This is a genomic window from Streptomyces sp. SDT5-1 (assembly GCF_052245995.1).
Taxonomy (GTDB): Bacteria; Actinomycetota; Actinomycetes; order Streptomycetales; family Streptomycetaceae; genus Streptomyces.
Window position 1 is genome coordinate 4115914 of the sequence record NZ_CM125963.1, and the last position, 17314, is coordinate 4133227.

19 protein-coding genes and 1 tRNA gene are annotated in these 17314 nt (G+C 71.1%); 7 read left to right on the forward strand and 13 right to left on the reverse strand.

All coding sequences use genetic code 11. The annotated features are described in order from the left end of the window. Positions 1-87: 87 nt before the first annotated feature. Together ACTWJ8_RS18985 and ACTWJ8_RS18990 are read right to left on the reverse strand one after the other, a co-directional pair. Positions 88-558, reverse strand: a complete 471-nt coding sequence (locus ACTWJ8_RS18985; RefSeq protein ID WP_356387189.1) for a RidA family protein — start codon at positions 556-558, stop codon at positions 88-90. Then, positions 555-719: a DUF4177 domain-containing protein gene (locus ACTWJ8_RS18990; protein WP_356387187.1), complete on the reverse strand. Its 165-nt coding sequence runs from the start codon at positions 717-719 to the stop codon at positions 555-557. Before ACTWJ8_RS18990 ends, ACTWJ8_RS18985 begins: the two co-directional genes overlap by 4 nt. 85 nt (positions 720-804) lie before the next feature. Here ACTWJ8_RS18990 and ACTWJ8_RS18995 point away from each other — a divergent pair, with 85 nt between their 5' ends. Together ACTWJ8_RS18995 and ACTWJ8_RS19000 are read left to right on the forward strand one after the other, a co-directional pair. Then, positions 805-1764, forward strand: coding sequence for an ArsA family ATPase (locus tag ACTWJ8_RS18995; protein WP_356387184.1), 960 nt, complete (start codon positions 805-807; stop codon positions 1762-1764). A 12-nt stretch (positions 1765-1776) separates the two neighbouring features. After that, positions 1777-3057, forward strand: coding sequence for an ArsA family ATPase (locus tag ACTWJ8_RS19000; protein WP_356387181.1), 1281 nt, complete (start codon positions 1777-1779; stop codon positions 3055-3057). A 57-nt stretch (positions 3058-3114) separates the two neighbouring features. On the opposite strand, the gene ACTWJ8_RS19005 is transcribed toward ACTWJ8_RS19000, so the two are convergent. Then, positions 3115-3459, reverse strand: coding sequence for a WhiB family transcriptional regulator (locus ACTWJ8_RS19005; protein WP_356387178.1), 345 nt, complete (start codon positions 3457-3459; stop codon positions 3115-3117). A 450-nt stretch (positions 3460-3909) separates the two neighbouring features. On the opposite strand from ACTWJ8_RS19005, the gene ACTWJ8_RS19010 reads away from it, so the two are divergent. Beyond that, positions 3910-6147 (forward strand): transglycosylase domain-containing protein, encoded by a 2238-nt coding sequence (locus ACTWJ8_RS19010; RefSeq protein ID WP_443264626.1) that lies wholly within the window; start codon positions 3910-3912, stop codon positions 6145-6147. 73 nt (positions 6148-6220) lie between these two features. On the opposite strand, the gene ACTWJ8_RS19015 is transcribed toward ACTWJ8_RS19010, so the two are convergent. Beyond that, complete coding sequence (locus ACTWJ8_RS19015; RefSeq protein WP_356387172.1) at positions 6221-6682, reverse strand: GatB/YqeY domain-containing protein; 462 nt, start codon at positions 6680-6682, stop codon at positions 6221-6223. 76 nt (positions 6683-6758) lie between these two features. On the opposite strand from ACTWJ8_RS19015, the gene ACTWJ8_RS19020 reads away from it, so the two are divergent. Both ACTWJ8_RS19020 and ACTWJ8_RS19025 read left to right on the forward strand, forming a co-directional pair. Continuing rightward, positions 6759-7730, forward strand: coding sequence for a metallophosphoesterase (locus ACTWJ8_RS19020; protein ID WP_356387169.1), 972 nt, complete (start codon positions 6759-6761; stop codon positions 7728-7730). A 45-nt stretch (positions 7731-7775) separates the two neighbouring features. Further along, positions 7776-7849: transfer RNA gene (locus ACTWJ8_RS19025), tRNA-Pro, on the forward strand. 64 nt (positions 7850-7913) lie between these two features. Here the strand turns inward: ACTWJ8_RS19025 and ACTWJ8_RS19030 are convergent. The 7 genes from ACTWJ8_RS19030 to ACTWJ8_RS19060 form a co-directional block, all read right to left on the reverse strand. Then, complete coding sequence (locus tag ACTWJ8_RS19030) at positions 7914-8720, reverse strand: bestrophin-like domain (RefSeq protein WP_356387166.1); 807 nt, start codon at positions 8718-8720, stop codon at positions 7914-7916. A gap of 230 nt (positions 8721-8950) precedes the next feature. Further along, positions 8951-9202 (reverse strand): chaplin, encoded by a 252-nt coding sequence (locus tag ACTWJ8_RS19035; RefSeq protein WP_356387163.1) that lies wholly within the window; start codon positions 9200-9202, stop codon positions 8951-8953. A 94-nt stretch (positions 9203-9296) separates the two neighbouring features. Further along, positions 9297-9968, reverse strand: a complete 672-nt coding sequence (locus ACTWJ8_RS19040; protein ID WP_356387160.1) for a vitamin K epoxide reductase family protein — start codon at positions 9966-9968, stop codon at positions 9297-9299. A gap of 7 nt (positions 9969-9975) precedes the next feature. After that, positions 9976-10488, reverse strand: a complete 513-nt coding sequence (locus ACTWJ8_RS19045; RefSeq protein ID WP_356387157.1) for a DUF5949 family protein — start codon at positions 10486-10488, stop codon at positions 9976-9978. Between the two features lie 130 nt (positions 10489-10618). Further along, positions 10619-10900, reverse strand: coding sequence for a hypothetical protein (locus ACTWJ8_RS19050; protein ID WP_356387154.1), 282 nt, complete (start codon positions 10898-10900; stop codon positions 10619-10621). A 190-nt stretch (positions 10901-11090) separates the two neighbouring features. Then, the gene (locus ACTWJ8_RS19055) at positions 11091-11330 is read right to left on the reverse strand and encodes a chaplin (RefSeq protein WP_356387151.1); all 240 of its coding nucleotides are present in this window, start codon (positions 11328-11330) and stop codon (positions 11091-11093) included. Between the two features lie 439 nt (positions 11331-11769). After that, positions 11770-12180, reverse strand: coding sequence for a rodlin (locus tag ACTWJ8_RS19060; protein ID WP_356387148.1), 411 nt, complete (start codon positions 12178-12180; stop codon positions 11770-11772). Between the two features lie 245 nt (positions 12181-12425). On the opposite strand from ACTWJ8_RS19060, the gene ACTWJ8_RS19065 reads away from it, so the two are divergent. Both ACTWJ8_RS19065 and ACTWJ8_RS19070 read left to right on the forward strand, forming a co-directional pair. Beyond that, positions 12426-12836, forward strand: coding sequence for a rodlin (locus ACTWJ8_RS19065; RefSeq protein WP_443264627.1), 411 nt, complete (start codon positions 12426-12428; stop codon positions 12834-12836). 203 nt (positions 12837-13039) lie between these two features. Continuing rightward, positions 13040-13450 (forward strand): rodlin, encoded by a 411-nt coding sequence (locus ACTWJ8_RS19070; RefSeq protein WP_356387142.1) that lies wholly within the window; start codon positions 13040-13042, stop codon positions 13448-13450. Between the two features lie 116 nt (positions 13451-13566). Here the strand turns inward: ACTWJ8_RS19070 and ACTWJ8_RS19075 are convergent, their stop codons facing one another. Both ACTWJ8_RS19075 and ACTWJ8_RS19080 read right to left on the reverse strand, forming a co-directional pair. Next, positions 13567-13839: a hypothetical protein gene (locus ACTWJ8_RS19075; RefSeq protein ID WP_443264629.1), complete on the reverse strand. Its 273-nt coding sequence runs from the start codon at positions 13837-13839 to the stop codon at positions 13567-13569. 76 nt (positions 13840-13915) lie between these two features. After that, on the reverse strand, positions 13916-17245 hold the full coding sequence (locus tag ACTWJ8_RS19080; protein ID WP_443264631.1) for an ATP-binding protein: 3330 nt from the start codon (positions 17243-17245) through the stop codon (positions 13916-13918). Between the last annotated feature and the right edge of the window lie 69 nt (positions 17246-17314).

A 17314-nucleotide genomic window follows, 5' to 3' on the forward strand; every position in this document is an offset into this window, starting at 1 on the left:
GGCTAACCGCTGACGCCCGGATGTTCGAGGGGCCGCCCGAAACCAAGATCGGACGGCCCCTCGACCACGCACACGTACGTCAGCGGCTCACGCCTCGGTGAGCTCCACCTGGATCTCGACCTCGACCGGCGCGTCCAGGGGCAGCACGGCGACGCCGACGGCGCTGCGCGCGTGCACGCCCTTGTCGCCGAGGACCTCGCCGAGCAGCTCGCTCGCGCCGTTGATGACGCCGGGCTGGCCGGTGAAGTCGGTGGCGGAGGCGACGAAGCCGACGACCTTCACGACACGCGCGATGCGGTCCAGGTCACCGGCGACGGACTTCACGGCCGCCAGCGCGTTCAGCGCGCAGGTGCGGGCCAGGTCCTTGGCCTGCTCGTCGGTGACCTCGTCGCCGACCTTGCCGGTCAGCGGCAGCTTGCCGTCGACCATGGGCAGCTGGCCCGCCGTGTAGACGTACACGCCGGACTGCACGGCCGGCTGGTACGCGGCCACCGGAGGGACCACGGGCGGCAGCGTCAGGCCCAGCTCGGCGAGCCGGGCGTCGACGACCCCGCTCACGCTTCCTTCTCCCGCTTCAGGTACGCCACCAGCTGCTCGGGGTTGTTCGGCCCCGGCACGACCTGGACCAGCTCCCAGCCGTCCTCGCCCCAGGTGTCCAGGATCTGCTTCGTCGCGTGCACGAGGAGCGGCACGGTCGCGTATTCCCACTTCTTTGCCATGGGGCCGACTGTATCCGCCGCGCGTGGCCGAAGCGTTCCGGAGGCTGCTGCGTGGATGTCGTACCTTCTGGTTAGGCTCGAATACGTGAGCAGGCTCCAGGTCGTCAGCGGCAAGGGCGGGACCGGAAAGACCACGGTCGCCGCCGCGCTCGCGCTCGCCCTCGCGACCGAGGGAAAGCGCACTCTCCTCGTGGAGGTGGAGGGCAGACAGGGCATCGCACAGCTCTTCGAGACGGAGGCGCTCCCCTACGAGGAGCGGAAGATCGCCGTCGCGCCCGGTGGCGGAGAGGTGTTCGCGCTCGCCATCGATCCCGAACTGGCGCTGCTCGACTACCTCCAGATGTTCTACAAGCTGGGCGGCGCGGGCCGCGCCCTCAAGAAGCTGGGCGCGATCGACTTCGCGACCACCATCGCGCCGGGCCTGCGGGACGTCCTGCTGACCGGCAAGGCCTGCGAGGCCGTCCGCCGCAAGGACAAGCAGGGGCGGTACATCTACGACTACGTGGTGATGGACGCCCCGCCCACCGGCCGCATCACCCGCTTCCTGAACGTGAACGACGAGGTGGCGGGCCTCGCCAAGATGGGCCCGATACACAACCAGGCGCAGGCCGTGATGCGGGTCCTCAAGTCGCGCGAGACGGCCGTGCACCTGGTGACGCTCCTGGAGGAGATGCCGGTGCAGGAGACCCTCGACGGGGTCGCCGAGCTGCGCGCCGCGAAGCTCCCGGTGGGAAGGATCATGGTGAACATGGTGCGACCCGCGCTCCTCGGGGAACCCGCCCTCGCGCTGACCCGGGACGGCGAGGTCCGCCCCGCCGTCACCGAGGCCCTGACGGCGGCCGGCCTCGGCAGCGCCAAGCGGCTCGTCGGCCCGCTGCTCGCCCAGGCCGGCGAGTACGCCGAGCGCTACGCGCTGGAGCGCGCCCAGCGCGACCAGCTCGCCGCGGCGGGCCTCCCGCTGCACGAACTGCCCTTGCTCACCGAGGGCATGGACCTCTCCGGGCTCTACACGCTCGCCGAGGAACTGCGACAGCAAGGGATTTAGGGGACCGTTTCGATGACGCTGGATCCGCGCGCCTCGCTCGACGTCGACCCGCTGCTCGACGACCCGGAGACCCGCATCGTGGTGTGCTGCGGCAGCGGCGGGGTCGGCAAGACCACGACGGCCGCCGCCCTGGGGCTGCGCGCCGCCGAGCGCGGCCGCAAGGTCGTCGTCCTCACCATCGACCCGGCCCGCAGGCTCGCCCAGTCCATGGGCATCGACTCACTGGACAACACGCCGCGCCAGGTGAAGGACATCGACAACGGGTCGGGCGGCGAGCTGCACGCCATGATGCTCGACATGAAGCGCACCTTCGACGAGATCGTCGAGGCGCACGCGGACGCCGAGCGCGCGAGGGCGATCCTCTCCAACCCCTTCTACCAGTCGCTCTCGGCGGGCTTCGCGGGCACGCAGGAGTACATGGCGATGGAGAAGCTGGGCCAGCTGCGCTCGCGCGACGAGTGGGACCTGATCGTCGTCGACACCCCGCCCTCGCGCTCCGCGCTCGACTTCCTGGACGCGCCGACCCGGCTCGGCTCCTTCCTCGACGGGAAGCTGATCCGGCTCCTGATGGCGCCCGCGAAGGTCGGCGGGCGCGCGGGCATGAAGTTCCTGAACGTCGGGATGTCGATGATGACCGGCACCCTCGGCAAGCTGCTCGGCGGTCAACTGCTGCGGGACGTGCAGACGTTCGTCGCCGCGATGGACACGACGTTCGGCGGCTTCCGCACCCGCGCGGACGCCACGTACAAGCTGCTCCAGGCGCCCGGCACCGCGTTCCTCGTGGTCGCCGCGCCCGAGCGGGACGCGCTGCGCGAGGCCGCATACTTCGTGGAGCGGCTGGCCGCGGAGAAGATGCCGCTCGCCGGTCTCGTACTGAACCGGGTGCACGGCAGCGGTGCCTCCCGGCTCTCGGCCGAGCGGGCCCTCGCCGCCGCGGAAAATCTTGACGAGCGCCGCATTGTGGATCAGACGGGCGGGAAGGAAGAGGGTCGTGCCACTCCCGAGGCACTCCCCGAGGCTTCCCCCGAGCCGTCCGCAGAGCCTTCCGAGGCCGGCCCCACGGCCGAGCCCAGCATGGAACAACTGACCGCGGGACTCCTGCGGTTGCACGCCGAGCGCATGCAGGTGGTCGCGCGCGAACAGCGCACACGTGACCGCTTCACCGCGCTGCATCCCGAGGTCGCCGTGACCGAGGTCGCGGCCCTGCCCGGCGACGTGCACGACCTGGCAGGCCTCAGGGACATCGGAGAACGGCTCGCGGCCGGTGGCACTCCGGCCGGAGCAGCTTCATGAGCCGTACGTGGTCGATGTGACCGGTGCCGCGCGGCACCCCGTCCAGCGGCGCCCCGTCTAGCCGACGGCCGCGTACCGCTCGTACGTCTCGTCGTTCTCCAGCTCCACGGGCAGCAGGCCCGCGCCGCGCTCGTACTCCGTGCGCGCCGTCTCGAGCAACCTGCGCCACGAGGTGACCGTCGGCCGCCTGCGCAGCAACGCGCGGCGCTCCCGCTCCGTCATGCCACCCCACACGCCGAACTCGACGCGATTGTCCAGCGCGTCCGCCAGGCACTCGGTCCGCACGGGGCATCCCGTGCACACCGCCTTCGCCCGGTTCTGCGCTGCTCCTTGAACGAACAGTTCGTCCGGATCGGTAGTGCGGCAGGCCGCCTGCGCACTCCAGTCGACTACCCAGCCCATACCGGCGCCGTCCTCTCCCGAATCGAGGCTCCCCCACGGCGGCAGCGGCATATTCACCGCCGCCAGTTGAGGACGTTACGGAAGGTGGGCACAGCGCAACACCCCCTTCGGGCCCAATCTTGAATGGTCCGAACGGACTATGCGTAAGCGGCAGATCACCCGACGGAGTGACCGGGGGACATGCGTAATAACCCCGGCAAACCAGGACAGTTCACTTGAGTCACAACGGGCGTCGAGTGACACACGAGGCGGATTCGGACACCTCCCGAACCCCGCGCGGAGCGCCGCGGAAGGGTCCGGAAATGACTACAAGAGGCACGTCGTACGCGCCGGGAACGATTCGGGGTCGTCCCGCATCTTGATACGAGACCGCACTGCTGTGACAGTTGAGTGCAGCTTAGGCCAAGGCATATACGCCTGTCCGGAGAATCGACACGTAGGCTGCCCCGTATGGGAAAGAAGCGCTCGAGCGGTGGCGGCGGCCTTTCGCCGGCCCAACAGGCCGCCAAGTTCCTCGGAGTCAGCGTGCTCGCCGGAGCCGTCCTCGCCGGGATCGCCCTGCCCGCCGCAGGCGCGCTCGGTCTCGCCGCCAAGGGCTCGGTCGAGGGATTCGACGAGATCCCGGCGACGTTGAAGACCCCGCCCCTGAGCCAGCGCACCACGATCCTGGACAACCAGGGCGGAAAGATCGCGACCGTCTACTCGCGCGACCGCACGGTCGTGAAGCTCGACGACATCTCGCCGTACATGCAGAAGGCGATCGTCGCGATCGAGGACTCGCGGTTCTACGAGCACGGCGCCGTCGACGCCAAGGGCATCCTGCGCGCGATCAACGCCAACGCGCAGAACGGCGGCGTCTCCCAGGGCGCCTCCACCCTCACCCAGCAGTACGTGAAGAACGTCTTCATGGAAGAGGCGGGCGACGACCCGACCAAGCTGGCGCAGGCGACTCAGCAGACCATCGGCCGCAAGGTCAAGGAGCTGAAGTACGCGATCCAGGTGGAGAACGAGGTCGGCAAGAAGAAGATCCTCAACAACTACCTGAACATCACGTACTTCGGTCAGCAGGCGTACGGCGTCGAGGCCGCGGCCCAGCGCTACTTCTCCAAGCCGGCCAAGGACCTGAACGTGCAGGAGTCGGCGATGCTCGCCGGCATCGTGCAGTCCCCCAGCCGCTACGACCCGGTCAACGACGAGGCCGAGGCGAAGAAGCGGCGCAACGTCGTGCTCCAGCGGATGGCCGAGACGCACGACATCACGCAGACCGAGGCCGACAAGGCCAAGGAGACCCCGCTCGGCCTCAAGGTCAGCCGCCCGCAGAACGGCTGCATCACCGCATCCCGCGGCGCCGCCTTCTTCTGCAACTACGTCAAGAACGTCTTCCTCAACGACCCGACCTTCGGCAAGACCGCCGAGGAGCGCGCCAAGATCTGGAACCGCGGCGGCCTCACGGTGAAGACGACGCTCGACCCGCAGACGCAGGACTCCGTGGAGTCCTCGGTCAAGCAGCACGTCTACAAGACGGACAAGGTCGCCGCCGCGGGCGCCTTCGTCGAGCCCGGCACCGGCAAGGTCCTCGGCATGGGCCAGTCCAAGCCGTACGGCTCCGACAACAGCAAGAACGAGACGGAGATCAACTACTCCGTCAACCAGAAGTACGGCGGCTCGTACATGGGCTTCCCGACCGGTTCGACGTTCAAGCCGTTCGTGGCGGCCGCCGCCCTGGAGAAGGGCACGCCGGTCACGAAGCAGTACCCGGCGCCGTACCAGATGCCCTACCCGAGCCGCGTACAGACGTGCAGCGGCAAGCCGTGGGTCAACGACGGCGGGTACAAGCTGGAGAACGAGAACGAGTCGGAGGTCGGCCCCTATCGCCTCAAGGAGGCGATGGCCAAGTCCATCAACACGTACTTCGTGCAGATGATCGGCGACATGGGCATGTGCCCGGTCGTCAAGATGACCGACAAGCTCGGCGTGGTCCAGGGCAACGGCAAGAAGGTCGACGAGGTGCCCTCCTCGATGACCCTCGGCTCCACCGGCCTCTCGCCGCTCACGATGGCCTCCGCGTACGCGGCGTTCGCCAACCGCGGCACGTACTGCACGCCGGTCGCCATCGACTCGATCACGGACCCCAACGGCAAGGCGCTCGACGTGCCGAAGACGAAGTGCACGCGCGCGATGTCCGAGTCCACAGCCGACAAGATCAATACGCTGCTCAGCGGCGTGATCGACTCCGGTACCGGTAAGGCGGCCGGCCTCAGCGGCCGGGACAACGCGGGCAAGACCGGTACCACCGACGGCCGCAAGAACGCCTGGTTCGCCGGCTACACGCCGAACCTCTCCGGCGCCGTCTGGGTCGGCAGCGCCTCGCAGGCCGTCCAGATGACCAACATCACCATCGGCGGCCAGTACCACGACAAGGTCTTCGGCGCCGACACCCCGGGCCCGATCTGGCGCGACGCCATGACCGGCGCGCTCTCCGGCAAGGAGGCGCCCACCTTCAACAAGGTGGACATCCCGGACCCGGACAAGAAGAAGGACAAGGGCAAGGACAAGGGCGACAAGCCCGAGCCCGGCGACGACGGGGGCAACGGCGACACCGACCCGCTCCCCGACGTCTCCCTCCCGCCGGACCTGATCGGCGGCGGGAACGGGAACGGGCACGGGGGTGGCTGGGGCCGCCACTGACCCGCTGCCGCGGTACGAAGAGAGGGCGCACCCCGCACGGGGTGCGCCCTCTTTTACGTCGTCGGCGGTGCGGTCAGCCCAGAAGCCGCTTCACCGTGGAGGCGACCCGGCCGCCCTCCGCCCGGTCCGCCACCTTCGGCTTCACGATCTTCATGACCTGGCCCATCGCCTTCGGGCCCTCGGCGCCCGCGGCCTTCGCCTCCTCGACCGCCTGCGCGACGATCTGCTCCAGCTCGGCGTCGCTCAGCTGCTGCGGCAGGTACTCGGCGAGCACCTCGCCCTCCGCCTTCTCCCGGGTCGCCGACTCGGCGCGGCCCGCCTTCTCGAAGGCCTCGGCCGCCTCGCGGCGCTTCTTCGCCTCCTTGGCGATCACCTTCTGCACCTCGTCGTCGGTCAGCTCACGCTTCTCCGTGCCCGCGACTTCCTGGTTGGTGATCGCGGAGAGGGTCAGCCGGAGCGTCGAGGAGCGCAGCTCGTCACGCTCCCTGATCGCGGCGTTGAGGTCGTCCTGCAGCTTGGACTTGAGCGTGGTCATGACTTGATTGTCGCAGGTGCGCGGCGCCTGCCGCCCGCTGATTTCGGGGGCACCACCGGTCTGACACGATGTAACCATGCGCGCTCGATACGGGATTCCCCTGAAGGTGACGGCAGGCATCGCGGCGGCGGGCGCCGCTGGCCTGATCTACTCGGCGGGCTTCGAGGCCCGCTCCTTCCGCCTGCGAAGGGTCACGATCCCGGTCCTGCCTGCCGGAATGCGCCCGCTGCGGGTCCTCCAGGTCTCCGACATCCACATGGTCAGCGGCCAGCACAAGAAGCGCCGCTGGCTCCAGTCGCTGGCCGGACTCCGCCCCGACTTCGTGATCAACACGGGCGACAACCTGTCCGACACCGAGGGCGTCCCCGAGGTCCTCGACGCGCTCGGTCCGCTGATGGAGTTCCCCGGCGCGTACGTCTTCGGCTCCAACGACTACTACGGCCCCCGGCTCCTCAACCCGGCCCGCTACCTGAAGCAGAAGGCCTCCGGCAAGCACGGCCTGAACGGGAACGCGCCCATCACCGGTGCCATCCACAACCCGTGGGAGGACCTGCGCGACGGCTTCGACGAGGCGGGCTGGGTGAACCTCACCAACACCCGCGGCTCCCTGAAGGTGGCCGGCGTGGAGATCGGCCTCACCGGCCTCGACGACCCCCACATCAAGCGCGACCGCTACGCGGAGGTGGCCGGCGGCCCGCTCCCCGGCCCCGACTTCTCCATGGGCATCGTGCACGCCCCGTACCTGCGCACCCTGGACGCCTTCACCGCGGACGGCTACCCGCTGGTCCTCGCCGGGCACACCCACGGCGGCCAGCTCTGCATCCCCTTCTACGGCGCCCTCGTCACCAACTGCGACCTGGACACGGACCGCGTCAAGGGCCTGTCGACCCACGAGGCGGCCGGGAACACGTCCTACCTCCACGTCTCCGCGGGCTGCGGCACCAACCGCTACACCCCCGTCCGCTTCGCCTGCCCGCCCGAGGCGACCCTGCTGACCCTGGCCCCGCGAAACCGGATTTCGTCTCAGGCCGACAGTCCGCTAAAGTAAACGACGTCGCCGCGACCTGCAGGACAGGAAGCGGAACAACGACATCGGGGTGTGGCGCAGCTTGGCAGCGCGCTTCGTTCGGGACGAAGAGGTCGTGGGTTCAAATCCCGCCACCCCGACAGCCAAAACAGCAGGTGAGGCGCCTACCGGAGACGGTGGGCGCCTCGCCTGTTTGTGCGTGCGTCAGGACTGCGTGGGCTTGCCGTTCGCGTCGCACGGGAGTTGCGCCGCCCTGTCGTGCGCGTGGAAGTCGCGGATGGCCTGGGATTCGACGTCGCTGATCGCCGTCGGTCGTACGTCGACGATGCCGCCGAAGGGGCGGTCGACGTCGCGGATGATGCAGAGCGTCGCCGTCAGCAGGACCGTGACCAGGGTGAGGGCGGCCAGCTGGCCGCGGTTGTTCTTGCGGGGCAGGCAGATGCCGAGCGCGACCACCGTCACCGCGAGCACCGCCAGCAGGAACCAGAAGATCGCGGTCGGGATGCTGGCGGTCGCCTGGGTGAGCCGTTCGGAGCGCTCCTCGGAACGCTTGGTGTCGGCGCTGACCAGCATGCCGAAGGCCGGTTCGCCCTCCAGGGGGCGGAAATTGCGCCGCATGTCGGTGGACCACACGCTGGGCACCTTGGAGCCGTTCCCGTTCCCGTCGGCCATCTCGGGCCACTCCTTGACCCGTACGGCGCGGGCGTAGCAGGCGGCGTCGGCCTGGATGGCGGAGCGCTGCTTCGCGGGGGCGTACTCGGCGGTCTCCACGAGCTGGTCCAGGGCGCGCGCCTCGCCCCGCGCGGCGACCTCGGCCTTCCCGTACGAGCCGTTGGCCGTGACCAGGACGAAGGCGAGCAGCAGGACGGTCAGGGTGAGGAGGGGCCCCACGAGGTCTTTGACGGCCATGCCCGAGTCGTCGTCCTCGGTCAGCAGTCTCGGCCGCAGATAGCGGTTGGCCGCGAGCCCCGCGATCAGGGCGAGCGCGGCGACGACGATGGCGATGAGCACGGGTGAGTACCTCCGGAGACAGGAAAACGGTGCCTCGCGTCGTCGAGCACCGTTGATCTTGTCCTGACCGCTGTCGGGCCCCGGATACGGCCGGAACCGCCACTCACCCTCGATCGAGCGACAGTTTTGCGCCGGAAAGCGGGGAGCCGGCGCACGGAAAAACGGAAAACGGCGTCCGGGACGGCCGAGGCCGTTCCGGACGCCGTTCGTCAGAGCCGAGGGTCGATACCTCAGTCGTTGACGCAGGCGTTGCCACCCGCCGGGTTGAGACCGGCGATCACGTTGACCGTGTTGCCGCACAGGTTGATGGGCACGTCGATCGGCACCTGCACGACGTTGCCGGACAGGACGCCCGGGCTGTTCTGGGCCACGCCCGAGGCGCTGGCGCCGTCGGGGCCGTCCGTGGCGGAGGCCATGGCGGCAGAGCCCAGAACGGCGGTTCCGGCGAGCGCGGCCGCGGCCGCGAAGACGCGAAGACGCATCGTTGCTCCCTTGAGAGGTGAGGGAATATGACGTGCCCATCACACCGCCCTCGCGCGCGAATCGGGAGAATTCGGCCATCGGAGGGCGTGTCCGTCAGCTCGTCCAGAAATCCCACCATCGGGTCAGGATCATCATGCCGACGACGCCGAGGTGGACGGCGGCCGGCACCCAGGCGAAGTCCGTGAAGAAGGCCCGGGCGCCGCGGCCCGCGGGCAGGAAGCCGCTGCGGACGTTGAACGCGACGAGGTGCCAGAACATGGTGATGGTCGCAGCCCAGGCCAGGCAGCACCACAGGCACAGCGAGTTGATCCGGTACAGCGACTGGAACTGCAGCCAGGTCACGAAGCCGACGCCGAACAGCGTGCCCGCGTTGAAGGTCAGCCAGTACCAGCGGGGGAACCGCACCCCGGTCAGCAGGCTGACGCCGACGCCGACCACGAGTCCGTAGGCGACGAGGCCCAGCATCGGGTTGGGGAAGCCGAACGCGGCGGCCTGCTCGCTCTTCATGATGTTGCCGCAGGAGACCACCGGGTTCAGGCTGCACCCGGGCGTGAAGTTCGGGTCCTCGAGCAGCTTGAACTTGTCGAGGGTGATGACCCAGGACGCCAGCACCCCCGCGGCGCCCGTGACGACGAGGAGCCAGGCGAGGACCCGGTCGCCCCCGACGCTCACGCTCCCGGTGCTGCGGTGCCGGTTCCCCGACCGGTGCCCCGCCGGCGCGGACGTGGGCGCGGCGCCGCGGTCGACGGCTGCTTCGGCGCTCATCGCGGCCTCACGCGCGCACGCGCCGGATCGGCAGCAGGCAGTGCGCGGAGGCCAGCAGCGTCTCCTCGTCGCCGATGAACTCCTGGAGCTCCTTCTCGCCGACCGGGGCGCCGGGCGTCGCCGTGGGCCACACGCGCGTGGTGAAGATGAAGTACGCGCTCTTACGGGCCTCCGCCGCCGCCAGCCACTCGGGCGGCACGGCGCACTGGACGTTCAGGAGCGGCATCGTGACGACGGCCTGGCCCGCCTCGACCAGCAGCGACACGGGGAAGCTCGGCCGGCTCGCGGCGTCGTGGACGGTGGTGCCGACCGTCAGGCCGTTGGTCTCCAGGAGGCCGCGCACGGCCGTCTCCGCGGCCTCGGGACCGGCCGCCGAATCGCCCATGGAGTAGGCGAGGAGAAAGGGAATGTCGCCATTGCCGTCGCTGTGCTCGCCGCTCCAGGCGATGACCGCCAGAGTTCCCAGATCGGCTGCTCGAAATGCGGGGCCGTTGCTCACGCTCGAAGTCGTAGAAGTCACCGAAAAAGCCTAGCCAAACCCACTGGGGAAATTGGCCGCCGTTCACTCGAACGGAGGAGCACATTTCCGTCGGGGAAATGGCTGAGGCCGGTCCGGGACACCTGTTCCCGAACCGGCCTCAGGGCGGCGGCTACTGGCCGGCGGGCAGACCGCCCAGCAGGCCGGTGGCGCCGGAGCCGCTGCTGTTCAGCCCCTCGACGGCCTGGCCGACGGTGTTGACCGCGCCGCCCTCGTTCTTCGGGTCGAGAAGGTTGCTGTCCACCGGCGCGACGTCGAGCGTCGGCTGGCTGGTGATCGTGTTCACCGCGCCGTTCAGGCTCATCGGAGTGAGGTCCGAGGCAAATGCGGGAGCAGCGGCACCGACAATCGCCATCGATCCGGCAACAACGGCGGCGGTCTTCAGGACCTTCATTATTTCTGCCTTCCCTCGACAACTTGCGTCATCGGTTCGGAAAATTCGCTTCGTATTGCTCAACGAGCGTCCCGGCGAAGGGGTGTGCCGTATTCGCGCCAAATCCCGGGAAGGGGCCGCAACAGACCCCGTACAACGGAGCAGCCGCCCCTCGGGGAGGGGCGGCTGCGGAAGAGTCGGGCGAGACCCGTCAGTCGTTGGCGCAGGTGTTGCCGAACGCCGGGTTCAGCAGGCCGATGACGTCGACGGTGTTGCCGCAGGCGTTGACCGGGATGTGGACCGGGACCTGGACGGCGTTGCCCGAGATCACGCCGGGGGAGTTGGTGGCAGCGCCCTGCGCGCCGGAGTCGGCGGCTGCGACGCCGGCGGTGCCGGCCATGGCGGCGGCGGCCACAGCGGAAAAGACGACTGCCTTCGCGGTACGCGACATGAAGCATGCTCCTTGGGGATCGTTCTGTACGGCCAGCGCGGGGTGCCTGGCTCGTGGTGCAACGGGGAGTCACCCCGAGGGGTTGCGGCTCCGAACGGGTGACGGTTCGCGACGATGTCCGGTGCACCGCGTGTCACCAGGGCATCTGTGAAGGTCGGCGCCCCTTGCGGCACATGGGTTCCACGGACCCTTTGGGGTGACGTGGTGTGCGAACGGGTGAAGCGGTTCTCCCGGGGCGGCGGCCCGGTGTTCCACTGGGGGCCGTCATGAGATCGGCCGCGCCGCCTTCCTGCCAGCCGTCGGCTCCACGCCGTTCGGGAGGGCGGCCCCCGTGGCCTCCGGCGCCCCTCGACTCCTCCCGCTCGGCGCCCCATGACAGAGCTCGGGCCGCCGGCTGACGAGTCAGCCGGCGGCCCGAGCCGTGTGCGCCTACGACGGATCAGCCGTTGCCGACACCGTTGCCCGCGAGGACCGGGATGTCGCTCAGGATGTGCGAGAGCGGCTCGTCACCCTTGGCCTGGGTGGAGTTCTCGGTGCACTGCTGGTTCTGCGGCGCGGAGAGGATCGGGATGTCCTGGACGGCGACCGGGACGCCACCGACGAGGGAGCCGACGTTGCCCTTGACGGGCAGGCCGACGCAGGCCTTGTTCAGGGAGCCCTGGACGAGGCCGACCTGCGGGCTGAGGTCGCCCTCGGTGGCGGAGTTGCCGTAGGTCTGCGACGAGCCGTTGCCGCTGGTGGACGTCGTCCCCTGGTCGTCGCCGATGGCGAGGGCCTGCGGAGCGGCGGCGGCGGAGACACCGACGACGGACGCGGCGACCGCGGCGGCGGCCATGGCCTTCTTGAGCATGGTTCTTCCTTTTCTGACAGGCACCGGTAACTGCACAGGGGGCAACTGTGTGGCGCCGGAATAGTTCCGCATATCCACCCGATCGGAGACGCGCACGCGAACACCGCGGGCAGTTATTCATTTCATCGAACCTCTGCGGGAATCGGCCCCGAACAACGCCCCTTCCGAGTGAACGTGAGCAACCCATCACGCCGTAGGGAGTTGATACCAGTGCTCCCAGTCGGAAAAAGAAGGGGAATTTCCTCATGCTGAAGAAGGCTATGGCCGCCGCCGCTGCCACCGCTTCTCTCGTCGGTGTCGCGGCCGCCGCGGCCCCGCAGGCCCTGGCCGTCGGCAACGACACGGGGACCACGTCCGAGAGCGGCAACAACGCCTCGCAGACGTACGGCAACTCCGCCACGTACGGCAACATGAGCCCGCAGATGGCGCTGATCCAGGGCTCCCTGAACAAGCCCTGCATCGGCCTGCCGGCCAAGGTCAACGCCGGTTCGCTGGTCGGTGTCGTGCCGGTCTCGGTCCAGGACATCCCGATCCTGTCGGCGCCGCAGAACCAGCAGTGCACCGAGAACTCCACCCAGGCGAAGGGCGACGAGCCGCTGTCGCACGTCCTGGAGGACATCCCGGTTCTCGCCGGTAACGGCGTGGGCAACAACTGAGGTTCCGATTCAGGTAGCTGTACGAGCCTTTTGATCCGCTGCGACCGGATGTTCGGGAGGCCGCGCACAGTGACGAATCTCCTGCAATTGGCCCGTGCGGGAATGGTCCGAACGGGTTTCGGACCGCAACTGCTCGTCATGCCATGCAGTTGACCAACCGTAGCTCCGTGTCCGGAGCGCGCGTATCGAAAGGGAACACCCCCATGAAGAAGAAGCTCTTCGCAGCCGCCACGATCGCTGCTTCCGTCGCTGGCCTGTCGGCGGTCGCGGCCCCCCAGGCCCTCGCCATCGGCGACGACGGCGGCACGACGTCCACCAGTGGCAACGGTGCGTCGCAGACGTACGGCAACTCCGCCACGAAGGGCGACATGAGCCCGCAGCTCGGCCTGGTCCAGGGCTCCCTGAACAAGCCCTGCATCGGCCTGCCGGCCAAGGCCAACGTCGGCTCGCTCGTCGGTCTCGTGCCGGTCGCCGTCCAGGACATCCCGGTCCTGTCGGCGCCGCAGAACCAGCAGTGCACCGAGAACTCCACCCAGGCCAAGGGTGACGAGCCGCTGTCGCACGTGCTGAGCGACATCCCGGTCCTCACGGGGAACGGCACCGGCAACCACTGAGCCGGCTGAGGGGCGGTCGCGCGAGCGCGACCGCCCCTTTTTCATGCCCTGCACCCTGCGGCACGACAAAGGGGCGGTGGACCGGATCGGTCCACCGCCCCTTTGTCGTACGCGCGTTACTGGATCGCCGGGAGCAGGCCGGTGACCGGCGCGACGAGGTCGGTGGCCTGGTGCAGCTCGTTCAGCTTGTTGAGGTCGTTGAGGCCCTGGAGCTGCTCCGCGGTGCTGGGCAGCTGCTCCTTCTGGTCCTCGGGGAGCGCGATCGTCGACAGCGAGTCGATGGTGCCGGTGGGCGAGATGGGCTCCACGGCCTGGGCCGCGGGGGCGGTGGCCGCGGCGGCACCGACGGCGAGGAGGACAGCGCTGAGGGCACGTCGAGTTGAGATCATGCCCGGTTAACGGTGCGCGCGTACCGGCGGATACGGGTGCGGTGGGGCGCCCACCCGTCAGGGCCAATCGTTCGAGCTACCCACCGGACAGCAGGGCGCGCACCTCGGCCGCTCCCCGCAGGCCCGCCGGATACGGCAGGGAGCGGGCCAGGTCGGTGGCGCGGGTCAGGGCCCGCCGCGCCGCCTCCGGGGACGGCAGCACGGCGAGGGCGGCCGCATGGGCCAGGTGGGCCTCCACCTCGGCCAGGCGTTCGCCCGTGCGTTCGGCGCGGGCGGCCTCGGAGCGCGCGAGGCCGAGGGCGGCCTCCGGGCGGCCCGCGCGGAGCCGGGCCCAGGCGGTGAGGACCGGCGCGTCGCCCGGGAAGCCGGCGAGCGCGCGCAGGGCGGCCTCGGGGTGGCCGGTGCGCAGGGCGAGTTCGGCGCGCGCGGTGCCGACCTCGTAGCGCGCCTGGCGGTCGCCCCGATGTTCGGCGGCAGGGGCGGCCCGGTCGAGGAGCCGCGCAGCCGCCTCCGTGTCCCCCGTGCGCAGCCTGACCCGGGCGAGGGACGCGAGCGCGTACGGCAGGCACCAGGCGCCGTCGCTCTCGGCGAGCGCGACCGAGGCCTCGGCGAGCGCGTCGGCGGCGTCGAACTCCTCCAGGAGCAGCCGCAGTTCGGCCAGGTTGAGGCGCTCGAACGCGGCGGCCGTCGGATTGCCCGAGCGGTCGGCGAGCGCCAGGGCCCGTTCGCCGCTCTCGACGGCCTCGCGCAGCCGCCCGTGCCGCCGCGCGTTCTCCCTGCGGGTGGAGAGGACGGTGCCGAGCAGCGTCGGGTCGCCGTACGTCTCGGCGGGAGCGAGCGCCCGGTCGCCGGCCTCGCGGGCCTCGGCGAGGCGCCCCGAGAGGCCGAGGTTGGTGGCCTGGAGGGAGTACGAGCGGGCGAGCAGGCCCTGGCCGCGGATGCCTGCCACCCGGTGCGCGGCGTCGAGGGCGCTGCGGGCGGCCGCGTACCCGGCGTCGTAGCCGCCCCGGATGCCGTGCAGCACGGCGCGGGAGAGGTGGTGCGCGGCGACGGGCTCTGGGGCGGTGTCCGGACCCGGCGGGTGGGCGTGCAGCGCGTCGGCCGCGGCGGCGTGGGCGCCCGTGCGGACGAGGGACTCGGCGAGGCGGGCCGCCGTGAGCACCGCGTCGTCGTGGGCGCCGCGCCGGACGAACTCGGCGAGGGCCTGGCGGAGCGCGTCGGCCGCCGCGTCGAAGTGGCCCATGCGGAACAGGACCTGACTGTAGGCCAGGCGGGCGCGGGCGGCGTCGACGTCGAGGCGGGCGACGAGGTCGCGGTAGTAGCGGTCGGCCGTGTCGTTGGCGTAGAGGGCGGCGGCGCGTTCGGCGGCGCGGCGCAGGTACTCGGCGGCGCGCGGGTCGTCGGCGCGGGCGAAGTGCGAGGCGAGCGCGTCGACGGCGTCGGGGCGGCGGTCGAGCACGGCCTGTGCGAACGCGCCGTGCAGCTGCCTGCGGCGGACCGCGGTCAGCTGTTCGTAGCAGGTGAGGCGGACCAGCGGGTGCCGGAAGGCGAGGCCGGGTTCGGGCCGCCCCGCCACCACGACCTGCCGCTCCTCGACCAGCGCCGCCCCGATCGCCCGCTCCACGCCGTCGGCGGCCGCGGCCCCGGTGACGGGCGGGCGCAGTCCGCGCTCGGCGACGTCGAGGAGTTCGGTCAGGGCCGCCTCTCCCCCGGCCACGGACAGCGCCTCGACGAGTCGGCGGGCGTCCGGGTCGAGGCGTACGAGGCGGTCCGCGACCAGCTCCCTGACGCCTTCGGGCGTTCCCGTTCCCGGGGTGCCCGCGGCGAGGTCGCGGGCGAGTTCGAGGGCGAACAGCGGGTTGCCGAGGGCGAGTTCCCACACGCGCTCGGCCCGGCCCGCGCGCGGGCCCGCCGCGTCCCGCGCCACGGCGAGGCACGCCTCCCGGTCGAGGAGCCCCAACTCCTCTCGTACGGCGAGGCGTTGACGCACGAGGAAGCCGAGGATCGAGCGGCGCGCGTCGCCCTCGGGCAGCTCCTCCTCGCGGTACGTCACCAGGAACCGGAGCCGGATCCCGCGGTCCGCGGCCCGCCGCGCCAGATGGCTCATGAGCTGGTACGAGCCGGTGTCCGCCGCGTGCAGGTCGTCGAGCACGGCGAGCACGGGCCGGGCGGCGGCCAGGTCGCCGAGGAGCGCGGCGCCCGCCCGGAACAGCCGGTCGCGCTCCTCCTCGGGGCTGCGCCCGCCCGGCGCCCCGACCTGCCCCAACGACGGCAGGAACGCCGCCAGTTCGGGGTACTCGGCGCCGATCCTGGCGCGCTGCGCCGCGTCGTGCTCGGCGAGCCAGCCGTCGAGTGCCTCGGCGAACGCCCCGTACGGCGTGTGCCCCTCCGCGTCCTGGCCGCCACCCCACAGCACGGCCGTGCCCGCGTCCGCCGCCCGCCGCGCCGCCTCGCCCGCGAGCCGTGTCTTGCCGACGCCCGCCTCGCCGGTGAGCAGGGTGACCGGTGGCCCCGCCGGGTCGAGCAGCCGGTCGAGCACGGCGTCGCGGCCGTGCAGCGGGGTGGCGGGGGCGGCCCGCAGCCGTGTTGGCAACGTTGTCGTGATCGGTACGGAGGCGGGCGCCGCGGCGAGCGCGGCCCGGTGCAGGCGCTCCGTCTCGGGGCCCGGGCGGGCGCCGAGCTCCGTCTCCAGGGCCGCGCGGCAGGCGTGGTACTGATGCAGCGCGCGGCGTCGCAGGCCCTGGCGCAGGGAGGCGTCGATGAGGACGCGGTGGGCGAGTTCCTCCGCGGGGCTGGTGGCGAGGACCTGCTCGGCGGCGCTCGCGGCCGCCTCGGGGGCGTCGTCGGCGAGGTGCGCCTCGGCGAGGGCGAGCAGCAGCCGCTCCCGGAGCAGCGCGAGCCGTGCGCGGCGCTCGTCGGCCCAGTGCGCGTACCGATCCTCCGGGAGCAGTTCGCCGGTGAACCGGTCGAGCGCGGCAGCCAGTTCGTCCGCTCCCCCGCTCGCGAGCGCGGCCCGCGCCGCGTCCTCCGCGTCGTCGGCGTCGATCCACACGGTCGCCGGGTCGAGGAGGAGCATGCCGCCGTCGGAGATGAGGTACGAGGAGGCGGCGCGCGGGGCGAGTTCGGGTTCGAGGGCGTGCCGGGCGGCGTGCAGCGCGACGCGCAGGCTGCCCGCGGCGGAGGACGGGTCGGCGTCGGGCCAGCAGCTGTCCATGGCCTGTTCGCGGTGGAGGCGGTGTCCCGGGGCGACGGCGAGCAGCTTGACGAGGGCACGGGCGCCGGGGCGCGGCCAGCGTTCGGCGAGGGCGGGGCCGCCGTCGCGGGTCGCCCGGAACCCGCCGAAAAGGTGCAGTCGCAGCAGCGGGGCGCCGGGGTTTTCGGCGTGGTCCGTGCGTGCTGCGTCCATAGGGGCGTCAGCGTAGCCGAGCACGCCGACGACCCCCCGGGCGCGGGCCCGGGGGGGGGCGTGCTGCTG

Coding starts and splice junctions, on each gene's coding strand:
- ACTWJ8_RS19080 (WP_443264631.1), bottom strand. CDS start 17,245: ATGGACGCAGCACGCACGGACCACGCCGAAAACCCCGGCGCCCCGCTG.
- ACTWJ8_RS19035 (WP_356387163.1), bottom strand. CDS start 9,202: ATGCGTCTTCGCGTCTTCGCGGCCGCGGCCGCGCTCGCCGGAACCGCC.
- ACTWJ8_RS19040 (WP_356387160.1), bottom strand. CDS start 9,968: ATGAGCGCCGAAGCAGCCGTCGACCGCGGCGCCGCGCCCACGTCCGCG.
- ACTWJ8_RS19060 (WP_356387148.1), bottom strand. CDS start 12,180: ATGCTCAAGAAGGCCATGGCCGCCGCCGCGGTCGCCGCGTCCGTCGTC.
- ACTWJ8_RS19020 (WP_356387169.1), top strand. CDS start 6,759: ATGCGCGCTCGATACGGGATTCCCCTGAAGGTGACGGCAGGCATCGCG.
- ACTWJ8_RS19015 (WP_356387172.1), bottom strand. CDS start 6,682: ATGACCACGCTCAAGTCCAAGCTGCAGGACGACCTCAACGCCGCGATC.
- ACTWJ8_RS19010 (WP_443264626.1), top strand. CDS start 3,910: ATGGGAAAGAAGCGCTCGAGCGGTGGCGGCGGCCTTTCGCCGGCCCAA.
- ACTWJ8_RS19055 (WP_356387151.1), bottom strand. CDS start 11,330: ATGTCGCGTACCGCGAAGGCAGTCGTCTTTTCCGCTGTGGCCGCCGCC.
- ACTWJ8_RS19050 (WP_356387154.1), bottom strand. CDS start 10,900: ATGAAGGTCCTGAAGACCGCCGCCGTTGTTGCCGGATCGATGGCGATT.
- ACTWJ8_RS19000 (WP_356387181.1), top strand. CDS start 1,777: ATGACGCTGGATCCGCGCGCCTCGCTCGACGTCGACCCGCTGCTCGAC.
- ACTWJ8_RS19065 (WP_443264627.1), top strand. CDS start 12,426: ATGCTGAAGAAGGCTATGGCCGCCGCCGCTGCCACCGCTTCTCTCGTC.
- ACTWJ8_RS18990 (WP_356387187.1), bottom strand. CDS start 719: ATGGCAAAGAAGTGGGAATACGCGACCGTGCCGCTCCTCGTGCACGCG.
- ACTWJ8_RS19075 (WP_443264629.1), bottom strand. CDS start 13,839: ATGATCTCAACTCGACGTGCCCTCAGCGCTGTCCTCCTCGCCGTCGGT.
- ACTWJ8_RS19070 (WP_356387142.1), top strand. CDS start 13,040: ATGAAGAAGAAGCTCTTCGCAGCCGCCACGATCGCTGCTTCCGTCGCT.
- ACTWJ8_RS19005 (WP_356387178.1), bottom strand. CDS start 3,459: ATGGGCTGGGTAGTCGACTGGAGTGCGCAGGCGGCCTGCCGCACTACC.